Here is an 11,235-nt window from a genome sequence, read left to right on the forward strand (position 1 = left end):
GCCAGTTCTGACGATTCGGGCAGGTTGTCCGCATTACAGGGTAACGGGACGCCTCCGGTCCGGGGACCCGAGGGTAAAGCGGCATCTGCCGGCAGCCCGGCTTTGGGCCGGGCGAGGCAGAAGCTTGCGTCGAGCGTCTGTATTAGTACAGACGAACGGCGCGGCGCTGTTCGCGCTGAACTTTCTTGGCGTGACGTTTGACAGCGGCTGCTGCCTTGCGCTTACGCTCGGAAGTCGGCTTCTCGTAAAATTCGCGGCTACGAACTTCAGCCAGAACACCGGCTTTTTCGCAGGAGCGCTTGAAACGACGCAGAGCTACGTCGAAGGGTTCATTCTCTTTAACTTTGACGGCTGGCATCCAGAGCTACCTTCATTCATTACCGGGGGTCAACGAACTCGTGGCAAAACTGTGCACTGGAGAACGTCGGTTTTTAAGGGTTGCGGATGTTAACCCTTAGCCAGCCGGAATGCAAAGCCTCTGATCGAAAACCGCTGGTCGGCACCCGGAGTGGCGACTATCATGCGCGGCTTCGAATTCAGCCTCCACAAGGCGCAGACCCATGCTAGTACTGGGATTGGAAACATCCTGCGACGAAACCGGCGTCGCATTATACGACAGCGAACGCGGCCTGCTGGCCGATGCGCTGTTCAGTCAGATCGACCTGCACCGCGTCTATGGCGGCGTGGTGCCGGAGCTGGCCTCGCGTGATCACGTCAAGCGCATGCTACCGTTGATCCGCCAGGTGCTGGACGAGGCCGGCTGCGTGGCCACCGAGATCGATGCCATTGCCTACACCGCAGGCCCCGGCCTGGTCGGTGCACTGCTGGTGGGCGCCTCCTGTGCCCAGGCCCTGGCGTTCGCCTGGGGTATCCCGGCGCTGGGCGTGCATCACATGGAAGGGCACCTGTTGGCGCCGATGCTCGAAGAGCAGCCGCCGGAGTTTCCGTTCGTCGCCTTGCTGGTGTCCGGCGGCCATACGCAACTGGTGCGGGTGGACGGTATCGGCCGTTATGAGCTGCTCGGCGAAACCCTCGACGATGCGGCGGGCGAGGCGTTCGACAAGACCGCCAAGCTGATGGGCCTGAATTACCCGGGCGGCCCGGAAATCGCTCGCCTGGCGACCCAGGGCGTTGCCGGGCGTTTCGTCTTCCCGCGGCCGATGACCGACCGGCCGGGCCTGGATTTCAGCTTCAGCGGCCTGAAGACCTTCGCCCTGAACACCTGGCAGCAATGCCAGCAGTCTGGAGACGACGGCGAACAAACACGTTGCGACGTGTCGCTGGCCTTCCAGCAGGCGGTGGTGGAGACTCTGACCATCAAGTGCAAGCGGGCCCTGAAGCAGACCGGCCTCAAGCGTCTGGTGATCGCTGGCGGCGTCAGTGCCAACAAGGCCCTGCGTGCCTCGTTGGAAGAGATGCTGGCGGGCATCAAGGGCAATGTGTACTACGCCCGTCCGCAGTTTTGCACCGACAACGGCGCCATGATCGCTTATGCCGGTTGCCAGCGCCTGGCGGCGGGGCAGCAGGAAAGCCTGGCGATCAGCGTGCATGCGCGCTGGCCGATGGAGCAACTGGCACCGCTGTGATGAGTCCGGCGCATGCCGTGGATTCAGAAATGCCGTTCGCGACCGGCAAAAAGGTCGCGTAGATTGCCGCGGTGGCGCCAGACGATCAGCACGGTCAACACGCTGATCGGCAGCAGCGCCGCAGGCTCGCGCCAGGCCAGCAGTGGCAGGGTCAGGGGCGTGGCGATCAGTGCGGCCAGGGAGCTTGTGCGGGTCAGGTAGAAGGTCAGCAGCCAGGCGCTGATGGCCAGCAGTGCGGCAGGGGGGTAGAGCCCCAGCAGCATGCCGGCGGCGGTGGCGACACCTTTGCCGCCGCGAAAGCAAAAGTACAATGGGAACAGGTGGCCGATCACCGCGCACAAGCCGATCCAGGCCTGTTGTTGCAGGTCGAGGCCGGCAAGATGGGCGATCAGCACGGGCAGCAGGCCCTTGCACAGGTCGCCCAGCAGGGTCAGGACCGCCAGCTTGCGGCCGGCCAGGCGCAGCATGTTGGTTGCTCCGGCATTGCCTGAACCGCTCATGCGTGGGTCCGGGCTGCCATTGAGGCGGCTCAGGACAATGGCGAAGGACAGCGAGCCGAGCAGGTAGGCGAGCAGCGCCAGTAACCAAAACATGCTAACTATTCCGGGCGAGGACGCCCTGATTCTAACGGCGCCAGTCGCCCTTGTCGTGCAGTGGAGAGAAGTGCTTGGACAGAGTGTTCATCGAAGGCCTGGAAGTCGATACCGTGATCGGTGCCTATGACTGGGAGCGTGGCATTCGCCAGTGCCTGCGTCTAGACCTGCGTTTTGCCTGGGACAACCGCCCGGCGGCAGCGGGCGACGACCTGACCCTGGCCCTGGACTACGCCAGCGTCACGGCCCGTATCCAGGCATTTGCCGAGCAGGCCGAGTTCGAGCTGGTGGAGACCTTCGCCGAGCGCCTGGCCGCGGTGCTGATGAGCGAATTCCAGATCCCCTGGCTGAGCCTCAAGCTGACCAAGCCTGGCGCCATCCCGGCCGCCACCGGCGTGGGCGTGGAGATCGAGCGCGGATGTCTCTGAACCGGGTTTACCTTGGCCTCGGCAGCAATGTCGAGCGCGAGCGGCACCTGTGTGCGGGGCTTGAGGCGCTGGCCGGCCTGCTGACCGACATGCACTGTTCGGCGGTGTTCGAGAGCCAGGCCGTAGGAATCAAGAGTGGTCCGTTTTTCAACCTGGTGGTCACCGGGCTGACCGCGTTGCCGCTGATAGAGCTGGATCGCCGGCTCAAGTTCATCGAGGCCGACAACGGCCGCTACGCCCCTGAGCGCAAAGGCTTGCCGCTGGATATCGATGTGCTGATGTACAACGATCTGCACGGCACCTTCGACGGGCTGGTGTTGCCCAGGGCCGAAATTCTCAAGAATGCCTTCGTACTCTGGCCGCTGTCGTTGATTGCGCCGCAACTGGTGCATCCGGGGGCAGGCAAGAGCATGAGCCAGCTGTGGGAGGAGGCGCGGATCGACCAGGTGCTTGCGCCGGTGCCATTCGAGTGGCGCGGACAACAGCTGACCGCTATCTGAGTCCGTGTCGTATTCCATCGCGGGGCAAGCCCGCTCCTACCCCGCGATGATTCAGCCCCTGGCAGCGTCCCTGTAGGCCTTCAGCGCCTTCAGGCGCTCGCCCTTGAGTGCTTCCCCCAGTGCCTGCCCGGTCAGCCCTTGCTGCACCAGCGGCTGCACCTGCACCGCCCGTGCTGCCGCCGCGGCCCCGCGCAGGTAATCGGCCTGTGGATAATCCCGCTGTTCCAGTCCCTTGCGCCCGCGTGCGTCCATCTCGCAGGCGGCGATGAATTCCTCGAAGCGCTGCGGGCGCCGATAGACATCGAAGCTCTGCAGCAGTTCGAGCAGGGTCGAGGCCTTGAGCTCCAGGGCGCGATGGCAATGGGTGTGGTACTCACCGACCAGCAGGGCCAGTTCCTGGCACTCCCGTGGCGCCTTGAAGCGCTGGTTCACTGCCTTGATCAGCTTCAGCCCGCGCTGCTCGTGAGCGATGTGCCGTGGCCATTCCTCTTCGGGGGTAAGGCCTTTGCCCAGGTCATGCAGCAAACAGGCCCAGCGCACGCTCAGGGGCTGCTGGTGCCGGGCGGCCTGCTCCAGCACCGACAGGGTATGCAGGCCCGTGTCGATCTCCGGGTGATGGGCCTCAGGTTGCGGCACGCCGAACAGTGCGTCGAGTTCGGGCATCAACTCCTTGAGGGCGCCGCAGTCACGCAGCACCTGGATGAACACCTGGGGTTGATCCTCCATCAGCGCCCGGGCGATTTCCTTCCAGCTGCGCTCGGCGGTCAGCGCCTGGAGCTCGCCGGAACCGCTGAGCTGACGCATCAGCTCGATCGTTTGCGGGGCTACCCTGAACCCCAGCCCGGCGTAGCGGGCAGCGAAGCGCGCGACGCGCAGTACGCGCAAGGGATCTTCGGCAAACGCCGGGGAAACATGGCGCAAGATTCGGGATTCTAGGTCTTTCTGGCCGTGATAGGGGTCGTAGACCCTGCCCTGTTCGTCCTCGGCCATGGCGTTGATGGTCAGGTCGCGACGGATCAGGTCTTCTTCGAGGGTTACCTCGGGGCTGGCGTGGAACGTGAAACCACCGTAGCCGTGGCCGCTCTTGCGCTCGGTGCGCGCCAGGGCATATTCCTCGCCGCTGTGCGGATGCAGGAACACCGGGAAATCGGCGCCTACGGGCCGATAGCCCAGCGCTTGCATCTCTTGCGCCGTGGCGCCGACCACGACCCAATCGATGTCACTGACCGTTCGGCCGAGCAAGCGGTCGCGCACGGCGCCGCCGACTTTGTAGATCTGCATGAAAAACCTCCGTTGATGCCACAGGATAACCTGTCTGGCAGCAACGGAGGGCTGGTCTAGAGGTGCACCACGGCCAGGTCCATGCGACCGTAGTCTGCTTCGCCGTGCTCGCCCCGTGGCGGCACGTGGTGGGTTTTCATGATCTGGTCGCCTTGCAGCGTCTCCAGGTGGATATCGAAGCCCCAGAGGCGATGCAGGTGCTTGAGCACCTCTTCGGTGGAGTCGCCCAGTGGCTTGCGGTCGTGTTGCTGGTGGCGCAGGGTCAGCGAGCGGTCGCCACGGCGGTCGATGCTCCAGATCTGCACGTTGGGTTCACGGTTGCCCAGGTTGTACTGGGCCGCCAGGGTTTCACGGATGATCCGGTAGCCGCCCTCGTCGTGGATGGCCGGCACCAGCAGGTCTTCGCGCTGGTCGTCATCGAGGATGCTGAACAGCTTGAGGTCGCGGATCACGGTGGGTGACAGGTACTGCAGGATGAAGCTCTCATCCTTGAAGCTGCTCATGGCGAACTTGATGGTCGACAGCCAGTCGCTGCCGGCGATATCGGGGAACCAGCGGCGATCCTCCTCGGTGGGATGCTCGCACATGCGACGGATGTCGCGGTACATGGCAAAGCCCAGTGCATAAGGGTTGATGCCGCTGTAGTAGGGGCTGTCGAAGCCGGGCTGGAACACCACGCTGGTGTGTGACTGCAGGAACTCCATCATGAAGCCTTCGGTGACCAGGCCTTCGTCGTACAGGTCGTTCATCAGGGTGTAGTGCCAGAAGGTGGCCCAGCCCTCGTTCATCACCTGGGTCTGGCGTTGCGGGTAGAAGTATTGGGCGATCTTGCGCACGATGCGCACGACCTCGCGCTGCCAGGGTTCGAGCAGCGGGGCATGCTTCTCGATGAAGTAGAGGATGTTCTCCTGGGGTTCGGCCGGAAAGCGCGCGTTGTCCCGTTCGCTGTTCTTGTCGGCACCCTTGGGGATGGTGCGCCACAGGTCGTTGATCTGCTTTTGCAGGTGCTCTTCGCGCTCTTTCTGCCGCCGCCGCTCCTCTTCGGCGGAAATCGGGTAGGGCCGTTTGTAGCGGTCCACGCCATAGTTCATCAGGGCGTGGCAGGAATCGAGCAGGTCCTCGACCGCATCGATGCCATGGCGCTCTTCGCACTGGGTGATGTACTGCTTGGCGAACACCAGGTAATCGATGATCGAGCTGGCGTCGGTCCAGGTGCGGAACAGGTAGTTGCCCTTGAAGAAGCTGTTGTGCCCGTAGCAGGCATGGGCAACCACCAGTGCCTGCATGCACATGGTGTTTTCTTCCATCAGGTAGGCGATGCAGGGATCGGAGTTGATCACGATCTCGTAGGCCAGGCCCATCTGCCCACGGCTATAGGATTTCTCGGTGCTGAGGAAGTGTTTGCCATAGGACCAGTGGTGATAGCCCAGGGGCATGCCGACGGAGGCGTAGGCATCCATCATCTGCTCGGCGGTGATCACTTCGATCTGGTTGGGGTAGGTGTCCAGGGCATAGCGCTCGGCCAGGCGGCTGATTTCCCGGTCATAGGCCTGGATCAGTTCGAATGTCCATTCGGACCCGGTGGAAAGGGGGTGGCGCTTCTGCTCTCTGGCGGTCATGTCGCTAACCTGCGCTGGAAGAGTTCACGGAAGACCGGATAGATATCGCCGGCCGACACCAACTGTTGCTGGGCGAACGTATCGGCAAAGGCTTCGCCGATGCGTTCGTACTCGAACCACAATGCCTGATGTTCGCGAGGGGTGATCTCGACATAAGTGTAGTACTGGACGAACGGCATGATCTGCTTGGTCAGGATCTCGCGGCAGATCGGTGAGTCGTCGTTCCAGTTGTCCCCGTCGGACGCCTGGGCCGCGTAGATGTTCCACTCATTGGCCGGGTAGCGTTCGGCCATGATTTCCTGCATCAGCTTCAGGGCGCTGGAGACGATGGTGCCGCCGGTTTCCCGGGAGTAGAAGAACTCCTCTTCGTCGACTTCGCGGGCGCTGGTGTGATGGCGAATGAACACCACTTCGATCTTGTCGTAGTTGCGCTTGAGGAACAGGTACAGAAGGATGAAGAAGCGCTTGGCGATGTCCTTGGTGGCCTGGGTCATCGACCCGGAAACGTCCATCAGGCAGAACATCACCGCTTTGGAGCTGGGGTTGGGCTGCTTGACCAGCAGGTTGTACTTGAGGTCGAAGGTGTCGAGGAACGGCACGCGGTTGATGCGCGCGCTCAAACGCGCGATTTCCGCTTCGATTTCCTGGATATCGCCGAAGTTGTCTGGCTCTTCGCGTTTCAGCCGCTCCAGTTCCTCCTGGGCGGCGCGCAGTTTGGCGCGGCTGCTGCCGGACAGGGCGATGCGCCGGGCATGGGCCGAACGCAGGGTGCGAATGATGTTGATCCGGGATGGATTGCCTTCGTTGCTGATACCGGCACGTACGGTCTTGAAGGTGTCGGTACCGGCCAGGTGACGTTTGACCAGGTTGGGCAGCTCGAGGTCCTCGAACATGAATTCGAGAAACTCCTCCTGGGTGATCTGGAACACGAACTCATCCATGCCTTCGCCGGAGTTGCCCGCCTTGCCGCGGCCACCCCCGCCGCCACCGCCCTGGGGCCGGGCGATATGCTCGCCAGCGGTGAATTCCTTGTTGCCCGGGTGCACGATGGTCTGCTTGCCGCCGCGGCCATGGTGCAGCACCGGTTCGTCGATGTCGCGACCGGGGATGCTGATCTGTTCGCCATGCTCCATGTCGGTGATGGAGCGGCGACTCACGGCCTCCTCGACGGCTTTCTTGATGTGGTCACGGTAACGCCGCAAAAAGCGCTGGCGGTTGACCGTGCTCTTGTTCTTGCCGTTCAGGCGTCGGTCGATCACATAGCTCATAGGCCCCTCCGGGGAGCTGAAGACTCAAGCTTCAAGCCGCAAGCCGTGCCAGGCGATGTGCCGGTGCCTGGCCGGGAGCTTGCGGCTTGCCACTTACAGCTCGGTCACTGCGATTTTCTGACTCGCAGGTACCATTCCGAGAGCAGCCGAACTTGCTTGTCTGTGTAACCGCGTTCCACCATGCGGGTGACGAAGTCGTTGTGTTTTTGCTGATCCTCTTTGCTGGCCTTGGCGTTGAAGCTGATGACCGGCAGCAGGTCTTCGGTGTTGGAGAACATTTTCTTCTCGATCACCACCCGCAGCTTCTCGTAGCTGAGCCAGGTCGGGTTCTTGCCATTGTTGTTGGCCCGGGCACGCAGGACGAAGTTGACGATCTCGTTGCGGAAATCCTTCGGATTGCTGATGCCCGCCGGTTTCTCGATCTTCTCCAGCTCCTCGTTGAGGGCGATGCGGTTGAGGATCTCGCCGGTTTCCGGATCGCGGTATTCCTGGTCCTGAATCCAGAAGTCGGCGTACAGCACGTAGCGGTCGAAGATGTTCTGGCCGTACTCGCTGTAGGACTCCAGGTAGGCGGTCTGGATTTCCTTGCCGATGAACTCGATGTAGCGCGGCGCCAGGTATTCCTTCAGGTAGCGCAGGTAGCGTTCGCGCACCTCGGCCGGGAACTGTTCCTGTTCGATCTGCTGTTCCAGCACGTACAGCAGGTGTACCGGGTTGGCGGCGATCTCATGGGGGTCGAAGTTGAAGACCTTCGACAGGATCTTGAAGGCGAAGCGGGTCGACAGGCCGTTCATCCCTTCATCGACACCGGCGGCGTCGCGGTACTCCTGGATCGACTTGGCCTTCGGATCGGTGTCCTTGAGGTTTTCGCCGTCGTAGACCCGCATTTTCGAGTAGATGTTCGAGTTTTCCGGCTCCTTGAGGCGCGACAGCACGGTGAACTGGGCGAGCATCTTCAGGGTGTCGGGAGCGCAATGGGCCTTGGCCAGCGAGCTGTTGAACAGCAGCTTGTCGTAGATCTTGATCTCGTCGCTGACGCGCAGGCAGTACGGCACCTTGACGATGTAGATCCGGTCGATGAAGGCCTCGTTGTTCTTGTTGTTGCGGAAGCTGTGCCATTCCGATTCGTTGGAGTGCGCCAGCAGGATGCCGGAGTAGGGGATCGCACCCAGGCCTTCGGTACTGTTGTAGTTACCTTCCTGGGTCGCGGTCAGCAACGGGTGCAGGACCTTGATAGGCGCCTTGAACATCTCGACGAATTCCATCAGGCCCTGGTTGGCCCGGCACAGGGCGCCCGAGTAGCTGTAGGCGTCGGCGTCGTTCTGTGGATATTCTTCGAGCTTGCGGATATCGACCTTGCCCACCAGGGCGGAGATGTCCTGGTTGTTCTCGTCACCCGGTTCGGTCTTGGCCACGGCGATCTGGTTGAGGATCGAGGGGTACAGCTTGACCACCTTGAACTGGCTGATGTCGCCGCCGAACTCGGCCAGTCGCTTGGTCGCCCAGGGCGACATGATGGTGTTCAGGTAGCGCCGTGGAATGCCGAAGTCTTCTTCGAGAATGGCGCCATCTTCGGTGGCGTTGAACAGCCCCAGGGGCGACTCGAAGACCGGCGAGCCCTTGATGGCATAGAAGGGCACCTTCTCCATCAGTTGCTTGAGTTTTTCAGCCAGCGAGGATTTACCGCCCCCCACCGGGCCGAGTAAATAGAGGATCTGCTTCTTCTCTTCCAGGCCCTGAGCGGCATGGCGGAAGTAGGAGACGATCTGGTCGATGCATTCTTCCATGCCATGGAAGTCTTCAAAGGCCGGATAGCGACGGATCACCTTGTTCGAGAAAATCCGCGACAGCCTTGAATTGTGCGAGGTGTCGACCAGCTCCGGCTCGCCGATAGCCATCAACAGGCGTTCGGCTGCCGAGGCATAAGCACTGCGATCGCTCTTGCAGAGTTCGAGATACTCTTGCAGCGAGAGTTCTTCCTGACGGGTGGACTCGAAACGTTGTTGGAAGTGGCTAAAAATACTCATGACGTCACCTCGCTCGATACGTGGAGCCGACGCCGGATCAGTCAGCTGATGCTGGCATGCAATCGGCACTGCCGATTGCTGTATACCCCCCAGAACACCTGTAAAGTCGCTACCGATGACCCGCACGCCGGTGTACCGGCTCTCCCCTTTTTTGGATGGCCTGGGCTTAAGGATAGTTCGTTCTCGGCGAGGTCAAGGGCCGTTGGATGAATTGTTGCCGGCGACCGTTCGTCAGGTCAGGCGCAAGCCCGCACGGGACGCGGGCTGCAGGAATTGAAAAAAATTATTCGGCAGAGCCTTGAGCGGTTTCGGCAGGGTAGCTGCCGCGCCACAGCTCGAAGCCGCCGTCGAGGCTGTAGACGTCGGAGAAGCCCTGGCCGATCAGGTAGGCCGCGGCGCTCTGGCTCGAGTTGCCGTGGTAGCAGACCACGACTGTCGGTGCGTCGAGGTCGGCATTGCGGATGAATTCCGCCACCGAGTGGTTGTCCAGGTGCTTCGCGCCAGTGATATGGCCGGCGGCATAGGCTTGCGGGTCGCGAATATCGACCACGACCGCACCTTGTTCGCGCAGGGCCTGGGCCTGCTCGGGAGGGATGCGTTTGAATTCGCTCATGGGTACGGTTTCCTTCAGGACTGGTCGTTCATTCTATCTGGTTGTGGCGCTGCTGGCTGGGGCCGTACGGCGCCCTGGTCATTGCACTCGCAACGATGGAATTCACCGCTGTCGACGTTGTACAGGGTCATGGCCCCGCCCCAGACGCAGCCGGTGTCCAGGGCGACGACCCCGGGCTCCTTGCAGCGTCCTTCCAGGGCCGCCCAGTGGCCGAAGAGGATCTTCACATGGCGCGAGCGACGGCCCTTGTGCGCAAACCAGGGCTTGTAGCCCGGCGGGGCGGTTTCAACGCCTTCCTTGCCCTTGAGGTCGAGCTTGCCCTCGCTGGTGCAGAAGCGCATGCGGGTGAAGTAGTTGGTGATCACCCGCAGGCGTGTCACGCCGCTGAGGTCCTTGCTCCACTTGTTCGGCTCATTGCCGTACATGCCATCGAGGTAGGGCTTGAGGCGGTTGTCGTCGTGCAGCACCTCTTCCACCTCGGCCGCCAGCGCCAGGGCCTTGCCCAGGGTCCATTGCGGCGGGATGCCGGCATGCACCAGGACCACGCCGCGCTGCTCGTCGTAATGCAGGAGCTTCTGCCGACGCAGCCAGTCGAGCAAGTCGGCGGCGTCCGGGGCCTCGATGATCTCGCGCAGGGTGTCGCTCTTTTTCAGGCGCTCGATGTTGTGCCAGGCCGCCAGCAGGTGCAGGTCATGGTTGCCCAGCACGCACACCAGCGAATCGCGGATCGAATAGAGAAAACGCAGGGTCTCCAGCGACTCCGGGCCGCGGTTGACCAGGTCGCCGACCAGCCACAGACGGTCGACGGCCGGGTTGAACCTGACCCGTTCCAGCAGGCATTTGAGCGGTTGCAGGCAGCCTTGCAGGTCGCCGACGGCGTACACCGCCATCAGTGCAGCGCTCCGGGCACGGCCAGGCGGAAGGGGGCGATGACGGCGTCGAAGCGCTTACCGTCTTCGGCGAACATCTGGTAGCTGCCCTGCATGGTCCCGACCCGGGTGCTGATCACCGCGCCACTGCTGTAGGTGTGGCTCTTGCCGGGCTCGATCAGCGGCTGCTGGCCGATCACGCCGGCACCACGCACTTCTTCGACCTGGCCGTCACCGTTGGTGATCAGCCAGTGACGGGACAACAGCTTGGCCGTAAGCGACCCGTTGTTCTGCACGGTGATGGTGTAGGCGAAGGCGAAACGGTCGTTTTCAGGATCGGATTGTTCTTTGAGAAAGCGGGTCACGACACTGACGTCGATCTGATAGCGGGGATCTGACATGCAAGGGGCCTTGGAAACAGACGCAAATACGGCGATTGCGTCAGTCTAGG

12 protein-coding genes are annotated in these 11,235 nt (G+C 62.2%); 3 read left to right on the top strand and 9 right to left on the bottom strand.

Annotation, left to right across the window (positions count from 1 at the left end):
- Positions 1-142 precede the first annotated feature (142 nt).
- Positions 143-358, bottom strand: a complete 216-nt coding sequence (gene rpsU, locus M2D63_RS10635; RefSeq protein ID WP_002551877.1) for a 30S ribosomal protein S21 — start codon at positions 356-358, stop codon at positions 143-145.
- A gap of 202 nt (positions 359-560) precedes the next feature.
- Between rpsU and tsaD the strand changes: the two genes are divergently transcribed.
- On the top strand, positions 561-1,586 hold the full coding sequence (tsaD, locus tag M2D63_RS10640; protein ID WP_285862841.1) for a tRNA (adenosine(37)-N6)-threonylcarbamoyltransferase complex transferase subunit TsaD: 1,026 nt from the start codon (positions 561-563) through the stop codon (positions 1,584-1,586).
- 23 nt (positions 1,587-1,609) lie between these two features.
- On the opposite strand, the gene plsY is transcribed toward tsaD, so the two are convergent.
- Positions 1,610-2,179 carry a glycerol-3-phosphate 1-O-acyltransferase PlsY gene (plsY, locus tag M2D63_RS10645; RefSeq protein WP_285862842.1) on the bottom strand — a complete coding sequence of 190 codons (570 nt, stop codon included), beginning with the start codon at positions 2,177-2,179 and terminating at the stop codon, positions 1,610-1,612.
- A 74-nt stretch (positions 2,180-2,253) separates the two neighbouring features.
- Here plsY and folB point away from each other — a divergent pair, with 74 nt between their 5' ends.
- Both folB and folK read left to right on the top strand, forming a co-directional pair.
- Complete coding sequence (gene folB, locus M2D63_RS10650) at positions 2,254-2,607, top strand: dihydroneopterin aldolase (protein WP_285862844.1); 354 nt, start codon at positions 2,254-2,256, stop codon at positions 2,605-2,607.
- On the top strand, positions 2,598-3,107 hold the full coding sequence (gene folK / locus M2D63_RS10655; RefSeq protein WP_285862845.1) for a 2-amino-4-hydroxy-6-hydroxymethyldihydropteridine diphosphokinase: 510 nt from the start codon (positions 2,598-2,600) through the stop codon (positions 3,105-3,107). The genes folB and folK overlap by 10 nt, the downstream gene beginning before the upstream one ends.
- Positions 3,108-3,158: 51 nt before the next feature.
- Here folK and M2D63_RS10660 read toward each other — a convergent pair whose 3' ends face one another.
- From M2D63_RS10660 to apaG, 7 genes are all read right to left on the bottom strand, one after another.
- Complete coding sequence (locus tag M2D63_RS10660; RefSeq protein ID WP_285862846.1) at positions 3,159-4,388, bottom strand: multifunctional CCA addition/repair protein; 1,230 nt, start codon at positions 4,386-4,388, stop codon at positions 3,159-3,161.
- A 56-nt stretch (positions 4,389-4,444) separates the two neighbouring features.
- Positions 4,445-6,007: a SpoVR family protein gene (locus M2D63_RS10665; protein WP_285862848.1), complete on the bottom strand. Its 1,563-nt coding sequence runs from the start codon at positions 6,005-6,007 to the stop codon at positions 4,445-4,447.
- A complete protein-coding gene (locus M2D63_RS10670) occupies positions 6,004-7,275 on the bottom strand; it encodes a YeaH/YhbH family protein (protein ID WP_285862849.1) in 1,272 nt (423 codons plus the stop codon). The genes M2D63_RS10665 and M2D63_RS10670 overlap by 4 nt, the downstream gene beginning before the upstream one ends.
- Before the next feature lie 104 nt (positions 7,276-7,379).
- Positions 7,380-9,302, bottom strand: a complete 1,923-nt coding sequence (locus tag M2D63_RS10675; protein ID WP_285862850.1) for a PrkA family serine protein kinase — start codon at positions 9,300-9,302, stop codon at positions 7,380-7,382.
- A gap of 283 nt (positions 9,303-9,585) precedes the next feature.
- On the bottom strand, positions 9,586-9,915 hold the full coding sequence (gene glpE / locus M2D63_RS10680; protein ID WP_285862851.1) for a thiosulfate sulfurtransferase GlpE: 330 nt from the start codon (positions 9,913-9,915) through the stop codon (positions 9,586-9,588).
- A gap of 14 nt (positions 9,916-9,929) precedes the next feature.
- Complete coding sequence (locus M2D63_RS10685) at positions 9,930-10,805, bottom strand: symmetrical bis(5'-nucleosyl)-tetraphosphatase (protein ID WP_285862852.1); 876 nt, start codon at positions 10,803-10,805, stop codon at positions 9,930-9,932.
- Complete coding sequence (gene apaG, locus M2D63_RS10690; protein WP_285862853.1) at positions 10,805-11,185, bottom strand: Co2+/Mg2+ efflux protein ApaG; 381 nt, start codon at positions 11,183-11,185, stop codon at positions 10,805-10,807. The genes M2D63_RS10685 and apaG overlap by 1 nt, the downstream gene beginning before the upstream one ends.
- Positions 11,186-11,235 lie beyond the last annotated feature (50 nt).

The organism is Pseudomonas sp. BJa5, from assembly GCF_030272875.2.
In the GTDB taxonomy this organism is placed as follows: Bacteria; Pseudomonadota; Gammaproteobacteria; order Pseudomonadales; family Pseudomonadaceae; genus Aquipseudomonas.

Coding starts and splice junctions, on each gene's coding strand:
- rpsU (WP_002551877.1), bottom strand. CDS start 358: ATGCCAGCCGTCAAAGTTAAAGAGAATGAACCCTTCGACGTAGCTCTG.
- tsaD (WP_285862841.1), top strand. CDS start 561: ATGCTAGTACTGGGATTGGAAACATCCTGCGACGAAACCGGCGTCGCA.
- plsY (WP_285862842.1), bottom strand. CDS start 2,179: ATGTTTTGGTTACTGGCGCTGCTCGCCTACCTGCTCGGCTCGCTGTCC.
- folK (WP_285862845.1), top strand. CDS start 2,598: ATGTCTCTGAACCGGGTTTACCTTGGCCTCGGCAGCAATGTCGAGCGC.
- M2D63_RS10660 (WP_285862846.1), bottom strand. CDS start 4,388: ATGCAGATCTACAAAGTCGGCGGCGCCGTGCGCGACCGCTTGCTCGGC.
- M2D63_RS10665 (WP_285862848.1), bottom strand. CDS start 6,007: ATGACCGCCAGAGAGCAGAAGCGCCACCCCCTTTCCACCGGGTCCGAA.
- M2D63_RS10670 (WP_285862849.1), bottom strand. CDS start 7,275: ATGAGCTATGTGATCGACCGACGCCTGAACGGCAAGAACAAGAGCACG.
- M2D63_RS10675 (WP_285862850.1), bottom strand. CDS start 9,302: ATGAGTATTTTTAGCCACTTCCAACAACGTTTCGAGTCCACCCGTCAG.
- glpE (WP_285862851.1), bottom strand. CDS start 9,915: ATGAGCGAATTCAAACGCATCCCTCCCGAGCAGGCCCAGGCCCTGCGC.
- M2D63_RS10685 (WP_285862852.1), bottom strand. CDS start 10,805: ATGGCGGTGTACGCCGTCGGCGACCTGCAAGGCTGCCTGCAACCGCTC.
- apaG (WP_285862853.1), bottom strand. CDS start 11,185: ATGTCAGATCCCCGCTATCAGATCGACGTCAGTGTCGTGACCCGCTTT.